Here is an 18,489-nt window from a genome sequence, read left to right on the forward strand (position 1 = left end):
GGTCAGAAGGTAGAGCTGAGGCAGAAGTGCGTCAATGGTTTTGTACGAGAGCCGCAGAGCCCAGAAGGGATCGGTGAACATCCACCCCGTCGCCGCCGTTCCGCCACCGGGCCACCGGACGTTACCGTTCGGTAGACCACACGCTTCCGGAGGTGTCCGCATGACGCTCGACCGCGCCGCAGGCCTGTCGGAGACCGCCCGTGCGCTGGCCGCCGGGGAGGTGACGTCCCGCGCCCTGGTAGAGCTCACGCTGGCGCGGATCGAGGCGACGCAGGGCAGCCTCAACGCCTTCCGGATCGTCCGGGCCGAGGCCGCGCTCGCCGAGGCCGAAGCGGCTGACCGGGAGCTGGCCACGGGCGTGCGCAAGCCGCTGCTCGGCGTCCCCGTAGCGGTGAAGGACGACATGGACGTGGCCGGCGAGCCGACCGCCTTCGGCTGCTGCGGGGAGTTCCCGCCGGTCACCGAGGACGGCGAGGCGGTGCGGCGGCTGCGCGCGGCCGGGGCCGTGATCGTCGGCAAGACCAACACCTGCGAGTTCGGGCAGTGGCCCTTCACCGAGGGGCCCGCCTTCGGCGCGACCCGCAATCCGTGGAGCACGGACCACACGCCCGGTGGCTCGTCCGGCGGCTCGGCCGCCGCGGTCGCCGCCGGACTCGTACCCGCAGCGCTCGGCTCGGACGGCGCCGGTTCGGTGCGGATCCCGGCCGCGTGGACCCATCTGGTCGGCATCAAACCGCAGCGCGGCCGGGTCTCCACCTGGCCGCGCGGCGAGTCCTTCCAGGGCATCACCGTCAACGGCACCCTCGCCCGTACGGTCGCCGACGCGGCCCTGCTGCTGGACGCGGCGAGCGGCAACCACGCGCAGGACCCGCACCGGCCCCCGGCCGTCGACGCTTCGGCGGCGGTCGGCCGCGATCCCGGGCGCCTGCGGATCGCGCTCTCCCTCAAGCCGCCGTTCACGGCGGTGCCCGCCCGTCTGCGTCCCGAAGTCCGGACCCGGATCGTCGAACTCGCCGAGCGGCTCGCCGCGTTGGGGCACACGGTCGAGGAGGCGGACCCGCCGTACGGGCAGATCGGGCTGACCTTCGTGCCGCGCGCGACGGCCGGGATCGCCGAGCGGGTGGGCGAGGCGCCCTTCCCGGCGCTGCTGGACCGGCGCACCAGGGACGCGGCCCGGCTGGGCCGGCTGCTCGGCGGGGCCCCGCTGCGGGCGGCCCGGCGCGCGGAGGCCGTCCTGCACCGCCGTATCGGAGGGTTCTTCACCTCGTACGACGTCGTCCTCGCGCCCACGACCGCCGCTCCCCCGCCCCGCATCGGCGCCCTGCTCGAACTCAGCGGTTTCGCCACCGACCGCGCGATGATCGCCGCCTGTCCGTACGCCTGGCCGTGGAACGTGCTGGGCTGGCCGGGGGTCAACGTGCCCGCCGGGTTCACGGCGGACGGCCTGCCCGTCGGGGCGCAGTTGCTGGGGCCGGCCGACAGCGAGCCGCTTCTGGTGCAGGTGGCGGCCCAACTGGAGGCGGAGCTGCGCTGGTTCGAGAAGTGGCCGTCGCCGCCGGTCACGGCACCTTCCGCCGCCGTCTGAGCGACCGTACGCCGTCTGTCATGGCGGACATGTTCGCCAAGGCGCTCACCATGGGCGGCACCGGGCTGGGCCTGGCCCGCCGGTTGCTCGCGTCGATGAACCAGAGCTGGGAGGTACCGAAGGAGACCTCGCCGCTCAACGGGCCGGCCCGGAAGGTGCCGATGGACGACGAGTGACCCGTCGGGCGCGGTCACGGGGGCAGCCTCTAGGGTGCCCCCGTGAGCACGTTTACCGACCGGAACGCCCCGGGCCGCAACGGCCCCACCGCCACCACCGAAGCCGACCCTCGCGCGGTCGGCAGGGTACGCACGGAGTACTCACCCGCATACGACGGCGACCCCGACCCCGGCGAGATCGTCTGGACCTGGGTGCCCTTCGAGGAGAACGACGGGCGCGGCAAGGACCGCCCGCTGCTCGTGGTCGCCCGCGAGCCCTCGGGGACGTTCCTCGCTGTGCAGTTGTCCAGCAAGCCGCATGTCGGCGATCGGGAGTGGGTGCCGATCGGCAGCGGGCCGTGGGACCGGTCCGGCCGGGAGTCGTGGGTCGGCGTGGACCGGGTGCTGCGCCTGCACGAGGACGGCATGCGCCGGGAGGCCTGCGCGCTGGACCGTATGCGGTTCAACCTGGTCAGACGCCGGTTGCAGGAACGCTACGGCTGGACCTGAAAGGTCTTCTCGAAGGCACCCCGCACCGCTTGGTCCCGCGTCCGGTCCAGGATCCCGAACACCACGTGCTCGAAGGTCTCCGCGAACCGGCCGCCCGGCTCCAGCAGCGCCCGGAACGCCCCCGCCACCTGGGCCGGGTCGTTGCGGAACACCCCGCAGCCCCAGGCGCCCAGTACGAGCCTGCGGTAGCCGTGGGCGGCGGCCGTCTCCAGGACCCGTTCGGCCCGGACGGCCAGGGCCCTCGGCAGCTCGGGAACCCGTTCGGGTGCCGTGCGCAGCACCACGCCCGCGTTGGGCGCGGGCGAGGTCAGGAAGCCGGCGGTGTACGGCTCGTCCAGCAGCCCGCCGCGGTCGTCGCGGAAGACGGGGACGGCGGGTGAGTGGATGACACGGTCCGTGTAGAACGGGTCGCGGTGGGCGCGGTGGTGGTCGTAGTACGCGCGGGCCTGGAGCAGGCAGGTGTACAGCGCGGAGGCCCGGCACAGGGCCTCCTCCTGGGCCTGGGCGCCGTTCAGGTAGCCGCCGCCGGGATTGCGGGCCGAGGCGAAGTTCAGCACGGCCACGTCCCCGCCGAGCCGGCGGGCGGCCTCCAGGCTGCTCTCGCCCGTGACTTCGATCCGCGTCTGTGCGTGTGCCTGTGCCTGTGCCTGTGCCTGTGTCACCCGAACGGAGGGCACCGGTACCGGTTCCGGCCCGTACAGGCGCGTGCCCTCGCGCGCCGCCCGGAGTTCCCCGGCGATGGAGACCTCGCGGCCGTTCGGCGCCCGGTAGGTCCCCGCCGCCACGATCTGCTCGGTCTGCCGCGCGATATCGCGCAGGCGCGCGCTCACGGCGCCACCCCCGTACGCGCCGTGACCGCGCGCCCCGCGGTCTTGCTTGTCGTGCTCACGCAGGCATCGTGGGTGATGCCGGATCCGCGGCGCAACGGAGTTTTCGCCGTCGGAGAACGCCGGGGAAAGCGCCGGGAAACTCCCGGGCGGCCCGGATGACCGGCCCGGAACGCCCTGGTTCGCCCCCTTGTGCCGAGCGGCGCGAGGGTCTTGGGTGGAACGAATGATCCCGGCCCGGGCAGCCGAAGTGCCCGGACCGGTGGCATGGTGGAATCTCAGGAGGATCCCGACATGTCCGATACGGTAAGTGGCTGTACCGAGCCACACACCGCTCTGTCCGCAGCAGACGTCGAGGCCCTGGTCCGCGGCATCTGCTTCAAGACCGGCCCGCCACGCCGCCTCGGGGTCGAGGTGGAATGGCTCGTCCACGAGCTGCGCGCACCGCAGCTCCCCGTCACACCCGAACGACTCGAAGCGGCCTACGCCGCAGTGCGGAACCTGCCTCTGAGGTCGGCGCTCACCGTGGAGCCCGGCGGCCAGCTGGAGCTGAGTTCGCCCCCCGCCGCCTCGCTGACGGAAGTCATCGGTACCGTCTCCGCCGACCTGGACGCCGTCCGCGCGGTCCTGCGCGAGGACGGCCTCGCGCTGGTGGGCCTCGGCCAGGATCCCTGGCACGAACCCCGCCGGTTCCTGCGCGAACCGCGCTACGACGCCATGGAGCGCTGCCTGGACCGCACAGGCCCCTCCGGCCGCGCCATGATGTGCTCCTCCGCCTCCGTGCAGGTGTGCCTGGACGCCGGCCACGAGGAGCCCGGGCCCCTCGGCCTGGTACGGCGCTGGTGGCTGGCCCATCATCTGGGCCCGGTCCTGGTGGCCGCGTTCGCCAGCTCCCCGCTCGCCGGTCACCGGCCGACCGGCTGGATGTCCAGCCGGCAGCTGCTGTGGACGCGTATCGGCGCGGGCCGGGCGGGCGGTCCAGCGCTGGACACCGACCCGCGCGGCGCCTGGGCGCGGCACGTGCTGGACTCCCCCGTGATGTGCGTACGGCGGGACGGCGGGCCCTGGGACGTCCCGGAGGGGCTTACCTTCCGGGAGTGGATCCGGACGGGGGTGCCGAGGCCGCCCACGCGGGAGGACCTCGACTACCACGTCACTACGCTGTTCCCGCCGGTCAGGCCGCGCGGCCACCTGGAACTGCGCATGATCGACGCGCAGCCCGGCGACGACGGCTGGATCGTGCCGCTGGCCGTGACGGCGGCGCTGTTCGACGACCCGGAGGCCGCCGAAACCGCGTACCGGGCCGTGAAGCGGCTGGCCGAGCGGACGCTGGGGCTGCCCGCGCCGCACAACCCGCTGTGGCTCGACGCGGCACGCAGCGGCCTGGCCGACGCCGAACTGCGCGAGGTGGCCGTCACGTGCTTCACGACCGCGCTGGACGCCCTGCCCCGGCTCGGCGCCGCGCCCGAGGTCATGGAAGCCGTCGCGGCCCATCTGGACCGCTATGTCGTCCGGGGCCGCTGCCCCGCCGACGACCTGCTCGACCGACAGCGCGGCACGGACGGCCGCGCCCACGGGAAGGACATCCGCCCATGACCGACACCGATCCCGCCGTCGACACCGATACCGTCGACCCCGAGATTCTGCGCGAGCGCGCCGTCGCCTCGCTGGTCGTCGCCCGCGACCGCACCACCCTGCTGACGAGCTGTGTCGAGGAACCCGACCTGACCGCGCAGCACTCGCCGCTGATGTCGCCGCTGGTGTGGGACCTGGCGCACATCGGCAACCAGGAGGAGCAGTGGCTGCTGCGGGCCGTCGCCGGGCACGAGGCGATACGGCCCGAGATCGACAGCCTCTACGACGCCTTCGAGCACCCGCGGGCCGAGCGGCCGAAGCTGCCCCTGCTGTCGCCCGAGGAGGCACGCACCTACGCGGCCGACGTCCGCGGCCGGGCACTGGACGTGCTGGAGCGGACCGCGTTCCACGGGACGCGGCTGACGGAGGCCGGGTTCGCCTTCGGGATGATCGCGCAGCACGAACAGCAGCACGACGAGACCATGCTGATCACGCATCAGCTGCGCAGGGGCCCGCAGGCCCTGACCGCGCCCGACCCGGAGCCGGCGCCGCTGTTCACCGGCCCCTCCGAAGTCCTGGTCCCGGGCGGCCCGTTCACGATGGGCACCTCCGGCGAGCCGTGGGCCCTGGACAACGAGCGTCCCGCGCACCGGCGCGAGGTCGCGCCGTTCCACATCGACACCACGCCGGTGACGAACGGCGCGTACCAGGCGTTCATCGAGGACGGCGGCTACGACGACCCGCGCTGGTGGGCCGCGGACGGCTGGGCCCACATCCGCCGGAACTCCATCGCGCACCCGCTGTACTGGCGGCGGGACGGCAGGCAGTGGCTGCGCCGGCGCTTCGGCCTCACCGAGGTCGTACCGCCCGACGAGCCGGTGCTGCACGTGTGCTGGTACGAGGCCGACGCCTACGCCCGCTGGGCCGAACGCCGGCTGCCCACCGAGGCGGAGTGGGAGAAGGCGGCCCGGTACGACCCGGCCGGTGACCGTTCCATGCGCTACCCGTGGGGCGACGCCGACCCGGGGCCCGAGCACGCCAACCTCGGCCAGCGGCACCTGCGTCCGGCACCGGCCGGGAGCTATCCGGCCGGCGAGTCCCCGCTCGGTGTACGGCAGTTGATCGGCGACGTGTGGGAGTGGACCGCGAGCGACTTCCTGCCGTACCCCGGGTTCCGCGCGTTCCCGTACAAGGAGTACTCGGAGGTCTTCTTCGGGCCCGACTACAAGGTGCTGCGCGGCGGTGCCTTCGCCGTGGACGCGGTGGCGTGCCGGGGCACGTTCCGCAACTGGGACCATCCGATCCGGCGGCAGATCTTCTCCGGGTTCCGCACGGCCCGCTCGGAGGATGTCTGATGTGCCGTCATGTGGCGTACGTGGGGCCGGAGGAGTCGCTCGGGCGGCTCCTGGTGGAACCCCCGCACGGCCTGTACCGGCAGTCGTGGGCGCCCCGGCGGCAGCGGTACGGGACGGTCAACGCCGACGGTTTCGGCGTCGGCTGGTACGCCGAGGGCGACCCGGTGCCGGCCCGCTACCGCCGGGCCGGGCCGATCTGGGCGGACCTGTCGTTCGCCGATCTCGCCCGGGTCGTACGGACGAACGCGCTGCTCGCGGCGGTGCGGGACGCGACCCTGTCGGGCGCGGACGCGGAGGCCGCGGCGGCGCCGTTCGCCGCTGGGACCTGGCTGTTCAGCCACAACGGCGCGGTCAAGGGCTGGCCCGGCTCGCTCGCACCGGTGTCCCGGAGCCTGCCGGCGGAGGACCTGCTGTCGCTGGAGGCCCGCAACGACTCGGCGCTGGTGTGGGCGCTGGTGCTGGCCCGGCTGCGCGGCGGTGACGAGGAGGGCCAGGCCATGGCCGACACCGTTCTGGAGGTCGCCGCCGCGGCCCCCGGCTCCCGGCTCAACCTCCTGCTCACCAACGGCGACACCATCACCGCGACCGCCTGGGGCGACACCCTCTGGTACCTCACCCGACCGGGCGGCGGCACGGTCGTGGCCTCCGAGCCCTACGACGACGATCCGCACTGGCAGGAGGTCCCGGACCGCACCCTCCTCGCGGCGAGCCGCACCGACGTGCTGCTCACACCGCTGAAGGAACCGGCCGGCCCCCTCGTCCCCGCATCGCTGAAGGAGCCCCGTACGTGAGCCCGTTCCGCCTCACCCGCAATCTGCCCGAGGACGCCACGGACGCCGCGCTGCGCGCCGATGTCCACCGGGGTCTCACCGGCACCCCCAAGACGCTGCCGCCGAAGTGGTTCTACGACGCGCACGGCAGCGACCTGTTCGAGAAGATCACCGAACTGCCCGAGTACTACCCGACGCGCGCCGAACGGGAGATCCTGCTCGCGCGCTCCGGCGACATCGCGGCGGCGACCCGGGCCCGCACCCTGGTCGAACTCGGTTCCGGTTCCTCCGAGAAGACACGGCACCTGCTCGACGCCCTCACGGACCTGCACACCTACGTCCCCGTCGACGTCAGCGAGAGCGCCCTCACCCAGGCCGGGCAGGCGCTCGCCGCCGAGCGGCCGGGGCTCGACGTGCACGCGCTGATCGCCGACTTCACCGCGGAACTGACGCTGCCGGACACACCGGGGCCCCGGCTGGTGGCGTTCCTCGGCGGCACGATCGGCAATCTGCTGCCCGCCGAGCGCGCAGCGTTCCTGGCGTCCGTGCGGGGCATGCTCGCCCCGGGCGACGCCCTGCTGATGGGCACGGACCTGGTCAAGGACGAGGAGGTGCTGGTCCGGGCGTACGACGACGCGGCCGGGGTGACGGCCGCGTTCAACAAGAACGTGCTCACCGTGATCAACCGTGAGCTCGGCGCCGATTTCGAGCCCGCCGCGTTCGACCACGTGGCGCGGTGGGACGCCGAGCACGAGTGGATCGAGATGCGGCTGCGGTCCCGTACGGCGCAGACGGTCAAGGTGCCGGCGCTCGGCTTCGGCGTCGACTTCGTGGCGGGCGAGGAACTGCGCACCGAGGTGTCGGCGAAGTTCCGGCAGGAGGGTGTGCGCACCGAGCTGTCGGCCGCGGGGCTGGACCTGGCCCACTGGTGGACGGACGGCGCGGGCCGGTTCGCGCTGTCGCTGAGCATGGCGCGCTGACACCCGGCGAGCCCTTGGACGGCGGCGGAGCGGGAGGCGACGTCTCGCGCTTCGCCGCCGTGTGGGGCACGGTGGAGTGACGCGTGGCAGATCCGTCAATGGAACGTCACTGGAAGAGGAGCAGCGGCATGTCGAACCACACCTACCGGGTCACGGAGATCGTCGGGACCTCGCCCGAGGGCGTCGACGCGGCCATCCGCAACGGCATCGGCCGGGCCTCGCAGACCCTGCGCAACCTGGACTGGTTCGAGGTGACCCAGGTGCGCGGCCAGCTCGAGGACGGGCAGATCGCGCACTGGCAGGTGGGGCTCAAGGTGGGCTTCCGGCTGGAAGAGGGCGAGTAGGCCGTTCCCGGCGGAGGTGAACGCTCCGCCCACGCCTGCCCTCAGGTCCGGCCTTCCCGCTCCTGCGCCACCTTCAGTTCGGCGGACCGGGCGGCCCAGTCCGCCCGGACGACGGTGAAGCCCGCGCGCCGGGCGTCCTCGCAGACCAGTTCGTCGTCGTCCACGAGGACGCGGACCTCACGCGTGCGGGCGAGGCGTCGCAGGATCTCCAGCTTGGTGAGCCGTGCGGGCCTGCGGTCGGCGTCCCGCCGCATGTACACCCGCCCTTCGGGCAACTCCTGGGCGGCCAGCCAGTCGAGCGTGTCGCGCCGGCAGCGCTCGGGCCGCCCGGTGAGGTAGATGATCTCGCACTCCTGCGCGCTCTGCCGGACCATCGCGATGCCCTCGGAGAGCGGCGGGTCCTGCGGCGCCGCCGCGAAGAACCCGTCCCAGTCCCGCGGCCTGCGCTCCAGGAACCGCTGCCGGTGCGCGGTGTCGGCAAGGGTGTTGTCCAGGTCGAACACGGCCAGCGGGGTCTTGCTGCGATCGTCACTCACACAGCCCAGCCTAGGCCGTGTCCGCCCGGCACTTCCCGTCGTCGCCCGGCAACCTTCACCCCCCGGGCGGCCACTGCTCTGCGACATCAGCAGGCAGAGGCGGGAGGCCGTATGCGCAACACAAGGATCTGGTCGGTGGCGGTGACGGGGGCGGCGCTGGTCATGGCGCTGGGCGGTCCGGCGAGGCCGGCGGTCGCCGCGGGCACGACCCTGGTCGTGGCGCCGAACGGGGACGACTCCGCCCCCGGTACGCTCACCCGGCCGCTGAACACCATTCAGCGGGCGGTGGACCTGGCGAAGCCCGGCGACACCATCAGCGTGCGCGGCGGGACGTACGCCCTCACGGACAACATCACCATCACCACCTCGGGGGCCGCGTCCCAGCCCATCACCCTCGCCGCGCACCCGGGCGAGCGTGTGGTCGTCGACGGCGAGAGACTGCCCGCGAGCCACACCCCGGTCGGCGGCAGCATCCCGCGTGCCGAACGCGGGGCGATCCACATGGAGGCGTCGCACTGGCGGATCTCGGATCTGGAGATCGTCAACGGCCCGTACGGGGTCTACTGCGACGGCTGCAACGGCAACGTCTTCTCGCGCCTGAGCACGCACGGCAACTACGAGTCCGGCTTCCAGCTCCAGGGCGCCTCCAGCGGCAACCAGATCCTGAACCTGGACAGTTACGGCAACCGCGACCCGCGCAAGAACGGGGAGAGCGCCGACGGCCTGGCCGTCAAGGAGGGCACCGGCACGGGCAACGTGGTGCGCGGCGCCCGGCTGTGGAACAACGTCGACGACGGCTTCGACGCCTGGGAGTTCGCCTCCCCGGTGACGATCGAGAACACGGTGGCGTACGGCAACGGATTCAACCGCTGGAACTTCCCCGACTTCGCGGGCGACGGCAACGGTTTCAAGCTCGGCGGCGGCAGCCCGGCCCCGGCGACGGCCCACACCGTGCGCAACAGCGTCTCGTTCAAGAACGCCAAACACGGCTTCACCGACAACGGCAACCCCGGCTCCCTCAACCTGAGCCGCAACTCCACGTACGGCAACGCCGGTACGGGTTTCGACGCCGACGTCTCGGGCGGGACCGCCCGGCTCACCGGCAACCTCTCCATCGCGGACCAGCGGGCGGCGGCCGTCGGGTCCAAGACGGTCGCCAGCGGCAACTCCTGGAATCTCGGCGGCACATGGAACGCCTCTTCGGTGCTGAGCACCGACCCGGGTCCGCTCACCGGCCCCCGGGCGGCGGACGGTTCGCTGCCGAAGGCGCCGGCGTTCCTCGTCCCGCGGTCCGGCACCGCCGTCGGCGCCCGTTTCTGATCCGGCCGGCCGGGCTGTCCGAAGGTACGGCATGTTTTGAGACAGCCTGGCCGGAGAAATGGTCCGGACTATTCGCCGGCGGATCCTTTCACGCAGGTCGTCGCAGTACCGTCACCCCCTCAACGGGGACGTGAACGAGCCATGGACACACGTCAATTGACCATCACAGTTGATGGCTCAAGCACAGCACTGCCATACTCCGCATTCAGCCTCGCCACCACCCGCGGCCGGGGCTGGTCGGGGATCTCCACACAGAACCCCGAGGCCGTCCGCGTGATTCCGAACAGCGAGTTTTTCGATTTCACGAGCCCCCCACAGAGCCCGCACCCCCTCACCATGTCCGGCATCCCTCCACCCTGCTCGAAAGCCGGACGCGGCACTTCCCCGACGGGGTCGAGTGCGGGGCACAAAGCAGCGAAGAAGGTGCGCCTGTGCCCGAATTCCCACCCCGGCGGGAAGACACTCCCACATTCCCGCTTCCGCACATCGAACACACACCGCCGTCTCGTATATCCGACCATCCCGAATTCCACTCCCTGCGTCGCGCGCAGCGCCGGTTCGGCACCCGGGCGACGCTCCTGTCCGCCGGCGGATTCCTGCTGTATGTACTCCTGTCGAGTTTCGTTCCCGCTGTGATGAATCAGCCGCTGTTCGGCCACCTCACGATCGGACTCACCCTCGGCCTCGGGCAGTTCGTCATCATGGGTGTGACCGCCTGGTGCTATGTCCGGCACATGCGCAACCGGGTCGATCCGCTCGCCCGCGGCCTCAGGACCCGCCGGCACGAGAACGACAACCGCCACGCCCGTTCGGCCACGGCGCCCCAGAGCGCCGGGCAGCCCCTCCAGCACGGCGCGAGGGGGTTCCGCACGTGGTGACGACCGCCGCCGCCATCGACGACAGCAGCCTGCAGCTGACGTTCGTCCTGTTCCTGACCGTGGTCGTGATCACCCTGTTCACGGCACTGCTGACGGCCCCTCAGCGCGACGAGATCAGCGAGTTCTACCTCGGCAACCGCACCATGTCGCCGTTGCGCAACGGCCTGGCCATGTGCGGCGACTACCTGTCCGCGGCCACCCTGCTGGGCAGCACCGGACTGGTCGCCCTGACCGGGTACGACGGACTGATGTACCTCGGCGGCACCACCGTCGCCTGGATGATGGTGCTGCTGCTGATCGCCGAACCCCTGCACCGCACGGGGAAGTTCACGCTGGGCGACACGGTGGCGCTGCGCCTGCCCCGGCAGCAGCGGCCGGTCCGGGTCGCCCTCGCGGTCTGCATCCTGGCCATCGCGACGCTCTATCTGGTGGCCCAACTCGTCGGCAGTGTGGCGCTGTTGACGCAGTTCACCGGAGCGCCGAGCGCCACCACCCGCACCCTGTGCGTGGCCGTGATCGGTACGTTCGTGATTCTGTACGCCTCCCTCGGCGGTATGCCCGGTGCCACGGTCATCCAGATCATCAAGGCCGTGATGCTGGTGGTGGGCGTGCTGTTCACCGCGGGCTGGGTGCTGTACCACTTCGACTGGAACCCCAACGCGCTGCTCGAGAGGGCCGCCGAACGCAGCGGCACCGGACTGCAGTTCCTCGAACCCGGGCAGCGCTACGGCGGGACCGTCAGCAACAAGCTGGACTTCTTCAGCCTCGAACTGGCCATCGTCCTCGGCCTCGCCGCACTCCCGCACGTGCTGATGCGGCTGCTCGCCCCGCGCAAGAGCGGCGTGCTGCGCTCCTCCGTCCTGTGGGCCGTCGGTCTGGTGGGCGCGGTCTGCTTCGGGGCCGGCATCCTCGGCCTCGGCGCCACCGCGCTCCTCGGCCGGGACACCATCGAGAACACGGACCGCACGGGCAACGCCTCCGTCCTGCTGCTCGCCCACGAGCTGGGCGGCAGTGTGCTCACCGCGCTGCTGACCTGCCTGGCCTATCTGACCCTGCTCGCCGTGGCGGTGGGCCTCACCCTGGCCGCGGCCTCGTCCCTCGCGCACGACCTGTACAGCGAGGTGATCCGCAAGGGCCAGGCCAGTGAGACGGAGGAACTGACCGTGGCCCGGCTGTCCGGAGCGGTCATCGGCATCCTCGGCATCCTGCTGGCCCTCGTCGCCTGGGGGGCGAACACCGCGACGCTCGCCTTCCTCGCCTTCGCCATCGCGGCGTCCGCGATCCTGCCGACGATCATCTACACCCTCTTCTGGCGGCGCTTCACGGCGAAGGGGGCGCTGCTCAGCCTCTACGGCGGCCTGGCCTGCTCCGTCCTGCTCGCCGTGTTCTCCCCCGTCGTCTCCTCCGCCCCGGCCTCCTTCTACCCCGACGTCGACTTCGCCTGGTTCCCGCTCCAGAACCCGGGCATCGTCTCCATCCCCGCGGGCTTCCTGCTGGGCTGGCTCGGGACGGTGCTGGACAAGGGCCCGGCCGAGGAGAGCACCGCGCACGAGGAGTTCGAGGTGCGGATGCTCGTGGGCGCCGACGACTGACGCACACCAGGGACAGCGGCGGCCGGGCACCGGGGACGCACATTGTTAATGGGATCCATTTTCATGTAGCGTCCTCGGTGCCCGTCCACCGAGGAGGAGTCCCATGGCTGTCCCGAAGCGGAAGATGTCCCGCAGCAACACCCGTCACCGCCGCGCCCAGTGGAAGGCGGCCACCCCGACGCTGGCCCCGGTCACCGTCGACGGCGTCCGCCATCTCGTACCGCAGAACCTGGTCAAGGCCTACGAGCGCGGGCTGCTGCGCCCCGAGGACTAGTGCCATGCCGTACGAACGGCTGCCCGTCACCGTGCTCTCCGGGTTTCTCGGGGCGGGCAAGACCACCCTGCTCAACCATGTCCTGGCGAACCGCGAAGGGCTGCGCGTCGCCGTCATCGTCAACGACATGAGCGCGGTCAACATCGACGCGGCCCTGGTGCGCGGCGGCGAGGCCGCCCTGTCACGGACCGAGGAACGCCTGGTCGAGATGACCAACGGCTGCATCTGCTGCACCCTGCGGGACGACCTGCTGGAGGAGGTGGACCGGCTGGCCCGCGAGGGCCGGTTCGACCATCTCCTCATCGAAAGCTCCGGCATCTCGGAACCAATGCCCGTCGCGGCCACCTTCTCCTTCGCCCGCGACGACGGCGCCACCCTCGACGACCTGGCCCTGCTGGACACCATGGTCACGGTCGTCGACGCGGCCCACTTCCTCACGGAACTGGAGAACGGCGACGACCTGGCCGAGCGGGGTCTCGCCCCGTACGAGGACGACGAACGCACGGTCAGCGATCTGCTCGTCGACCAGGTCGAGTTCGCCGACGTACTGGTGCTCAACAAGATCGACCTGGTCGACGCGGAGACGGCGGCCCGGCTGCGCGCGGCCCTGACCCGCCTGAACCCGGTCGCCCGCCTCGTCCCCGCGACCCACGGCCGGGTGAACCTCCACCAGGTGCTCGGCACCGGCCTGTTCGACCTGGAGCGCGCCCAGCAGGCGCCGGGCTGGGTCCGCGAGCTCAACGGCGACCACGTGCCCGAGACCGAGGAGTACGGCATCTCCTCCACCGTGTTCCGCTCCGAACTGCCTTTTCACGCCGAGCGGTTGTGGACGTTCGTGACGGAGGACCTGGACGGGGGAACGTGCGGGCGGATCCTGCGCTCCAAGGGTTTCTTCACCCTGGCGAGCCGCCCGCACATCACGGGTCTGTGGTCGCAGGCCGGTTCCGTCGCCCGCTTCGAACCCTCCGCGGCCCGTGACACCGATTCCCCGCACGCTCAGGAGCTGGTGTTCATCGGGACAGGACTGGACACGAAGGCCCTGCACGCCGCACTGACCGACTGCCTGGCGGGGCCGGGCGAGAGCCGCCCAGGCGACGACCCCTTCCCCGCCTGGGACACGTTCGGCATCGACGAGGCGTGCGACCACGAGCACGCGGCGTAGCGGCCGGGCGCGGGCCGGGAATGCCGCGGCTTCTCAGGCGTTGAACCCCGTGTGAGTTCCCTGATCGCGTCCACCCGCTTCTCCGTCCTCGACCGCTCCCGCACCCGCGAGGGGCACACCCACCCCGAGGCGCTGCGGGACACCGTGCGGCTGGCGGGGGAGCTGGAGCGGCTCGGTTACCACCGGCTCTGGGTCTCGGAGCATCACGGCGTCCCCGGGGTCGCCGGGTCCGCGCCGACCGTGCTGGCCGCCGCCGTCGCCGCCGCGACCCGGACGATCCGGGTCGGCACCGGCGGGGTGATGCTGCCCAACCACCGGCCGCTGGTCGTGGCCGAGCAGTTCGGGGTGCTGGAATCGCTGTTCCCCGGGCGGATCGACATGGGTCTGGGCCGGTCCGTCGGCTTCACGGACGGGGTGCGCAGAGCCCTGGGCCGTGACAAGGACGACGCCGAGGACTTCGAGGCCCAGCTGCGGGAGCTGCTCGGCTGGTTCCGGGGCACCTCCCCCACCGGGGTCCACGCCCGCCCCGCCGAGGGGCTGACCGTGCCGCCGTTCGTCCTGGCCATGGGCGAGGGTGCCGAGATCGCGGCCCGTGCGGGCCTGCCCATGGTCATCGGCGACCTCAGGAACCGGGAGAAGATGCGGCGCGGCATCGACCACTACCGCGACCACTTCCGCCCCTCCGCCTGGGCGCCGGAGCCGTACGTCGTCATCTCGGGCACCATCGCCGTGGCCGCCACCCCCGAGGAGGCCCGGCGGCTGCTCGTCCCGGAAGCCTGGGCGATGGCGTACTCCCGCACCCACGGCACCTTCCCTCCCCTGCCGCCCGCCGAGCGCGTCGAGGCGCTCACCATGACGGCCAAGGAGCAGGGCTTCTGCGCGTCCGGGCTCAGCGGCCAGCTCGCCGGCACCGAGGAGCAGGTCGCCGACGAGCTGGAGACGGTACTGAAGGAGACCGGGGCGCAGGAGGTCCTGGTCACCACCAGCACGTACGACCGCGAGGCCCTGCTGGACTCCTACCGGCGGCTGGCCGCGATCACCTCCGGTTAGAGTCCTGCTCATGCACGACCCCCACACCCCCCACGACCCTTACGTCCGCGTCCGCGGCGCCCGCGAGCACAATCTCCAGGGCATCGACGTCGACATCCCCCGGGACGTGCTGGCCGTGTTCACCGGCGTGTCCGGCTCGGGCAAGTCGTCACTGGCGTTCGGCACGATCTACGCGGAGGCCCAGCGGCGCTACTTCGAGTCGGTGGCGCCGTACGCCCGCCGGCTGATCCACCAGGTCGGCGCGCCGAAGGTCGGGGAGATCACCGGTCTGCCGCCGGCCGTCTCGCTCCAGCAGCGCCGCGCCGCCCCCACCTCGCGCTCCTCCGTCGGCACCGTCACCAACCTCTCGAACTCCCTGCGCATGCTGTTCTCCCGGGCCGGCACCTACCCACCCGGCGCCGAGCGTCTCGACTCCGACGCCTTCTCGCCCAACACCGCGGCCGGGGCCTGCCCGGAGTGCCACGGGCTCGGGCAGGTGCACCGTACGAGCGAGGAGTTGCTGGTCCCCGACCCGTCGCTGTCGATCCGCGAAGGCGCCATCGCCGCGTGGCCGGGCGCCTGGCAGGGCAAGAACCTGCGGGACATCCTGGGCGCGCTCGGCCACGACGTGGACCGGCCGTGGCGGGAGCTGCCCGCCGCGGCCCGGGAGTGGATCCTGTTCACGGACGAGCAGCCGGTGGTCACCGTGCACCCGGTGCGGGACGCGGACCGCATCCAACGGCCGTACCAGGGCACGTACATGAGCGCGCGGCGGTACGTGATGAAGACCTTCTCGGACTCCAAGAGCCCGACCCTGCGGACGAAGGCCGAACGGTTCCTGACCAGTGCGCCCTGCCCGGCGTGCGGCGGGAGCCGGCTGCGCCCCGAGGCACTCGCCGTGACGTTCGGCGGCCGGACCATCGCCGAGCTGGCCGCGGTGCCGCTGGTGGAGCTGGCCGCCGGTCTCGACGCGACCTCGGAGACCGCCCGGGTCCTCACCGCCGACCTCACGTCCCGGATCGCACCGGTCCTCGAGCTGGGCCTCGGCTACCTCAGCCTCGACCGACCCACCCCCACCCTCTCCGCCGGCGAACTGCAACGCCTGCGCCTCGCCACCCAACTGCGCTCCGGCCTGTTCGGTGTCGTCTACGTCCTCGACGAGCCGTCGGCCGGGCTGCACCCGGCGGACACCGAGGCGCTGCTCACGGTGCTGGAGCGGCTGAAGACGGCCGGGAACTCGGTGTTCGTGGTGGAACACCACCTCGACGTCGTACGCGGCGCCGACTGGCTGGTGGACGTGGGCCCGCACGCGGGTGAGCACGGCGGGCGGGTGCTGCACAGCGGCCCCGTGGCGGAGCTGGCCGCCGTCGAGGAGTCGGCGACGGCCCGCTACCTGTTCGACCGCTCCCCCGCCCCGGCCCGGCAGGTCCGCGAACCGAGCGGATGGCTGAGGACCGGCCCGGTCACCCGGCACAACCTGCGCGGCGTGACCGCCGACTTCCCGCTCGGCGTGTTCACCGCGGTCACGGGGGTGTCCGGCTCGGGCAAGTCCACGCTCATCGGCGAAATCACCGAGGACAGGGCGGAGACGGCGGGGGTGGGCCGGCTGGTCTCGGTCGACCAGAAGCCGATCGGGCGCACCCCGCGCTCGAACCTCGCGACCTACACCGGCCTCTTCGACGTGGTGCGCAAGGTGTTCGCCGCCACCGACGGGGCGCGCGAACGGGGCTTCGGTGTCGGCCGGTTCTCCTTCAACGTGGCGGGAGGGCGCTGTGAGACCTGCCAGGGCGAGGGGTTCGTCAGCGTGGAGCTGCTGTTCCTGCCGAGCACGTACGCGCCCTGCCCGGACTGCGGCGGGGCCCGGTACAACCCGGAGACGCTGGAAGTGACGTACCGGGGGCGGAACGTCGCGCAGGTGCTGGACCTGACGGTTCAGAGCGCGGCGGAGTTCTTCGCGGACACCCCGGCCGTGGCCCGCAGCCTCGGCACTCTGCTCGACGTCGGCCTGGGCTACCTCCGCCTCGGTCAGCCCGCGACCGAGCTGTCCGGCGGCGAGGCGCAGCGCATCAAGCTGGCGAGCGAGTTGCAGCGCGGCAGGCGCGGCCACACGCTCTACCTCCTCGACGAGCCGACGACCGGCCTCCACCCGGCCGACGTCGACGTCCTGATGCGCCAGTTACACGGCCTGGTCGACGCCGGGCACACCGTGATCGTCGTCGAGCACGACATGTCCGTCGTGGCACGCGCCGACTGGGTGATCGACCTCGGCCCGGGCGGCGGCGACGCGGGCGGCCGGATCGTGGCGGCGGGGCCGCCCGCGGAGGTTGCCCGGGCGGAACCGAGCGCCACGGCACGGTATCTGGGCCGGGCGCTCGGCCGGGAGCGGCCGTAGCCCGTCAGCGGGTGGCGAGCAGGCCGGCGACGAGGTCCCGGGGCAGGCCGTGGGTGTCGTGGAGGTAGGCGTAGTCCTCCTCGCTGAGCGGTCCCTGGTACTCGGGCCGGGACAGCAGACGGCTTCCCCGTTCGAGGAGCTTGCCGAACCGCTGTTCCTCGTCGAGGAGGACCTCCCGGACGAGGTCCCGGCCGACGGACTGGCGGAAGTGGTCGAGGGTGTGCTCGATCAGCTCCGGGGGCAGGTCGGCGAGGGTGCGGGAGGAGTCGCCGCGCCCGAGCGTGGTGAGGAGACGGCGGATCAGCCGGCGCAGGACGTAGCCGCGGCCGGTGTTCGACGGCCGTACGCCGTCACCGAGTACGACGACGCCGGCGCGCAGGTGGTCGCTGACCAGGCGGGTCGACGGGCCGTCGAGGCCCCACAGCGAGGGCACGGTCCGCATCCACGGTTCGAAGACGTCCGTGTCGTAGACCGACCGGCGCCCCTGCAGGACGGCGACCAGGCGTTCCAGCCCCATGCCCGTGTCTACGCCGGGCTGCCGCAGGGGGACGAGAGTGCCGTCGGCCCGGCGCTCGTAGCGCATGTGGACGTGGTTCCAGAGTTCCGTCCAGCGAGGGTCGGTGCCTGGGCTGCCCTGGGGCGGGGTGCCGGTCTCGCCGGTCCAGACGAAGATCTCCGAGTCGGGGCCGCACGGGCCGTCCGGGCCGTTGAACCACCAGTTCTCGTCCCCGGCCTTCTCCACCGGCAGCCCCAGCTCCTCCCAGACGCGCAGTGATTCCGTGTCGGGGCCGACCTCGTCCGATCCGCCGAAGACCGTGACGTGCAGCCGTTCTTGCGGGATGCCGAAGCCGTCGCGCAGCAGTTCGTACCCCCAGCGGAGGGACTGGGCGTGGTCGTAGTCGCCCAGTGACCAGGAACCGAGCATCTCGAACACCGTCAGGTGCGTGGTGTCGCCGATCTCGTCCAGGTCGGTGGTGCGCAGGCAGCGCTGGAGGTTGACCAGCCGCCGCCCCTGCGGATGCGGGCGGCCCAGCAGATACGGCGTGAGGGGCTGCATGCCGGCCGTGGTGAACAGCACCGGGTCCGAGGGCGGGGGCAGCAGCGTGCTGCCGGTGACGAGCCGGTGCCCGCGCTCACGGAAGAAGTCGTTGAACGTCCGTACGGTCCGGGCGGTGTCCATGGCGGTCTCCTTGAGGTCGGGGGAC

General features: G+C 72.2%; 18 protein-coding genes. 15 read left to right on the plus strand and 3 right to left on the minus strand.

All coding sequences use genetic code 11. The features are described 5' to 3' along the window. Nucleotides 1-160: 160 nt before the first annotated feature. From OG542_RS04220 to OG542_RS04230, 3 genes are read left to right on the plus strand one after another with little or no spacing between them, the layout of a single operon-like run. Nucleotides 161-1,585, plus strand: coding sequence for an amidase (locus tag OG542_RS04220; protein WP_328408316.1), 1,425 nt, complete (start codon nt 161-163; stop codon nt 1,583-1,585). A gap of 20 nt (nt 1,586-1,605) precedes the next feature. Beyond that, nucleotides 1,606-1,761 carry a hypothetical protein gene (locus OG542_RS04225; protein WP_328408318.1) on the plus strand — a complete coding sequence of 52 codons (156 nt, stop codon included), beginning with the start codon at nt 1,606-1,608 and terminating at the stop codon, nt 1,759-1,761. A 42-nt stretch (nt 1,762-1,803) separates the two neighbouring features. Next, a complete protein-coding gene (locus OG542_RS04230) occupies nt 1,804-2,250 on the plus strand; it encodes a type II toxin-antitoxin system PemK/MazF family toxin (protein ID WP_328408320.1) in 447 nt (148 codons plus the stop codon). Here the strand turns inward: OG542_RS04230 and OG542_RS04235 are convergent. Beyond that, nucleotides 2,235-3,080, minus strand: coding sequence for a TIGR02452 family protein (locus tag OG542_RS04235; protein ID WP_328408322.1), 846 nt, complete (start codon nt 3,078-3,080; stop codon nt 2,235-2,237). The two genes, OG542_RS04230 and OG542_RS04235, sit on opposite strands and share 16 nt — an antisense overlap. Before the next feature lie 291 nt (nt 3,081-3,371). Here OG542_RS04235 and egtA point away from each other — a divergent pair, with 291 nt between their 5' ends. The 5 genes from egtA (at nt 3,372) to OG542_RS04260 (ending at nt 8,101) form a co-directional block, all read left to right on the plus strand. Next, nucleotides 3,372-4,673, plus strand: a complete 1,302-nt coding sequence (gene egtA / locus OG542_RS04240; RefSeq protein ID WP_328408324.1) for an ergothioneine biosynthesis glutamate--cysteine ligase EgtA — start codon at nt 3,372-3,374, stop codon at nt 4,671-4,673. Then, complete coding sequence (egtB, locus tag OG542_RS04245) at nt 4,670-6,007, plus strand: ergothioneine biosynthesis protein EgtB (RefSeq protein ID WP_328408326.1); 1,338 nt, start codon at nt 4,670-4,672, stop codon at nt 6,005-6,007. Before egtA ends, egtB begins: the two co-directional genes overlap by 4 nt. Next, nucleotides 6,007-6,798 carry an ergothioneine biosynthesis protein EgtC gene (egtC, locus tag OG542_RS04250; RefSeq protein WP_328408328.1) on the plus strand — a complete coding sequence of 264 codons (792 nt, stop codon included), beginning with the start codon at nt 6,007-6,009 and terminating at the stop codon, nt 6,796-6,798. The genes egtB and egtC overlap by 1 nt, the downstream gene beginning before the upstream one ends. Next, nucleotides 6,795-7,757 (plus strand): L-histidine N(alpha)-methyltransferase, encoded by a 963-nt coding sequence (gene egtD, locus OG542_RS04255; protein WP_193477461.1) that lies wholly within the window; start codon nt 6,795-6,797, stop codon nt 7,755-7,757. Before egtC ends, egtD begins: the two co-directional genes overlap by 4 nt. A gap of 128 nt (nt 7,758-7,885) precedes the next feature. Beyond that, the gene (locus OG542_RS04260; RefSeq protein WP_193477460.1) at nt 7,886-8,101 is read left to right on the plus strand and encodes a dodecin; all 216 of its coding nucleotides are present in this window, start codon (nt 7,886-7,888) and stop codon (nt 8,099-8,101) included. A gap of 41 nt (nt 8,102-8,142) precedes the next feature. Here the strand turns inward: OG542_RS04260 and OG542_RS04265 are convergent, their stop codons facing one another. Beyond that, nucleotides 8,143-8,637: a phosphatase domain-containing protein gene (locus OG542_RS04265; protein WP_328408334.1), complete on the minus strand. Its 495-nt coding sequence runs from the start codon at nt 8,635-8,637 to the stop codon at nt 8,143-8,145. A gap of 111 nt (nt 8,638-8,748) precedes the next feature. Here OG542_RS04265 and OG542_RS04270 point away from each other — a divergent pair, with 111 nt between their 5' ends. The 7 genes from OG542_RS04270 (at nt 8,749) to OG542_RS04300 (ending at nt 17,284) form a co-directional block, all read left to right on the plus strand. After that, complete coding sequence (locus tag OG542_RS04270) at nt 8,749-9,957, plus strand: right-handed parallel beta-helix repeat-containing protein (RefSeq protein WP_328408336.1); 1,209 nt, start codon at nt 8,749-8,751, stop codon at nt 9,955-9,957. A 431-nt stretch (nt 9,958-10,388) separates the two neighbouring features. Beyond that, on the plus strand, nt 10,389-10,835 hold the full coding sequence (locus tag OG542_RS04275) for a DUF485 domain-containing protein (RefSeq protein WP_328408338.1): 447 nt from the start codon (nt 10,389-10,391) through the stop codon (nt 10,833-10,835). Beyond that, nucleotides 10,832-12,427, plus strand: coding sequence for a sodium/solute symporter (locus OG542_RS04280; RefSeq protein ID WP_328417756.1), 1,596 nt, complete (start codon nt 10,832-10,834; stop codon nt 12,425-12,427). Before OG542_RS04275 ends, OG542_RS04280 begins: the two co-directional genes overlap by 4 nt. A 103-nt stretch (nt 12,428-12,530) precedes the next feature. Beyond that, on the plus strand, nt 12,531-12,701 hold the full coding sequence (rpmF, locus tag OG542_RS04285) for a 50S ribosomal protein L32 (RefSeq protein WP_328408340.1): 171 nt from the start codon (nt 12,531-12,533) through the stop codon (nt 12,699-12,701). A 4-nt stretch (nt 12,702-12,705) separates the two neighbouring features. After that, nucleotides 12,706-13,863: a GTP-binding protein gene (locus OG542_RS04290; protein ID WP_328408342.1), complete on the plus strand. Its 1,158-nt coding sequence runs from the start codon at nt 12,706-12,708 to the stop codon at nt 13,861-13,863. 51 nt (nt 13,864-13,914) lie between these two features. Continuing rightward, nucleotides 13,915-14,913: an LLM class flavin-dependent oxidoreductase gene (locus OG542_RS04295; protein WP_328408344.1), complete on the plus strand. Its 999-nt coding sequence runs from the start codon at nt 13,915-13,917 to the stop codon at nt 14,911-14,913. 10 nt (nt 14,914-14,923) lie between these two features. Then, nucleotides 14,924-17,284, plus strand: coding sequence for an excinuclease ABC subunit UvrA (locus OG542_RS04300; protein ID WP_328408345.1), 2,361 nt, complete (start codon nt 14,924-14,926; stop codon nt 17,282-17,284). 4 nt (nt 17,285-17,288) lie between these two features. On the opposite strand, the gene OG542_RS04305 is transcribed toward OG542_RS04300, so the two are convergent. Then, on the minus strand, nt 17,289-18,464 hold the full coding sequence (locus tag OG542_RS04305; RefSeq protein ID WP_328408347.1) for an alanine--tRNA ligase-related protein: 1,176 nt from the start codon (nt 18,462-18,464) through the stop codon (nt 17,289-17,291). Between the last annotated feature and the right edge of the window lie 25 nt (nt 18,465-18,489).

Source organism: Streptomyces violaceus, from assembly GCF_036014075.1.
In the GTDB taxonomy this organism is placed as follows: domain Bacteria; phylum Actinomycetota; class Actinomycetes; order Streptomycetales; family Streptomycetaceae; genus Streptomyces; species Streptomyces violaceus.

Excerpts from the sequence above, each read along its gene's own strand:
- OG542_RS04220 (WP_328408316.1), top strand. The coding sequence starts at position 161 with ATGACGCTCGACCGCGCCGCAGGCCTGTCGGAGACCGCCCGTGCGCTG.
- OG542_RS04225 (WP_328408318.1), top strand. The coding sequence starts at position 1,606 with ATGGCGGACATGTTCGCCAAGGCGCTCACCATGGGCGGCACCGGGCTG.
- egtA (WP_328408324.1), top strand. The coding sequence starts at position 3,372 with ATGTCCGATACGGTAAGTGGCTGTACCGAGCCACACACCGCTCTGTCC.
- egtB (WP_328408326.1), top strand. The coding sequence starts at position 4,670 with ATGACCGACACCGATCCCGCCGTCGACACCGATACCGTCGACCCCGAG.
- egtC (WP_328408328.1), top strand. The coding sequence starts at position 6,007 with ATGTGCCGTCATGTGGCGTACGTGGGGCCGGAGGAGTCGCTCGGGCGG.
- OG542_RS04260 (WP_193477460.1), top strand. The coding sequence starts at position 7,886 with ATGTCGAACCACACCTACCGGGTCACGGAGATCGTCGGGACCTCGCCC.
- OG542_RS04270 (WP_328408336.1), top strand. The coding sequence starts at position 8,749 with ATGCGCAACACAAGGATCTGGTCGGTGGCGGTGACGGGGGCGGCGCTG.
- rpmF (WP_328408340.1), top strand. The coding sequence starts at position 12,531 with ATGGCTGTCCCGAAGCGGAAGATGTCCCGCAGCAACACCCGTCACCGC.
- OG542_RS04290 (WP_328408342.1), top strand. The coding sequence starts at position 12,706 with ATGCCGTACGAACGGCTGCCCGTCACCGTGCTCTCCGGGTTTCTCGGG.
- OG542_RS04300 (WP_328408345.1), top strand. The coding sequence starts at position 14,924 with ATGCACGACCCCCACACCCCCCACGACCCTTACGTCCGCGTCCGCGGC.
- OG542_RS04305 (WP_328408347.1), bottom strand. The coding sequence starts at position 18,464 with ATGGACACCGCCCGGACCGTACGGACGTTCAACGACTTCTTCCGTGAG.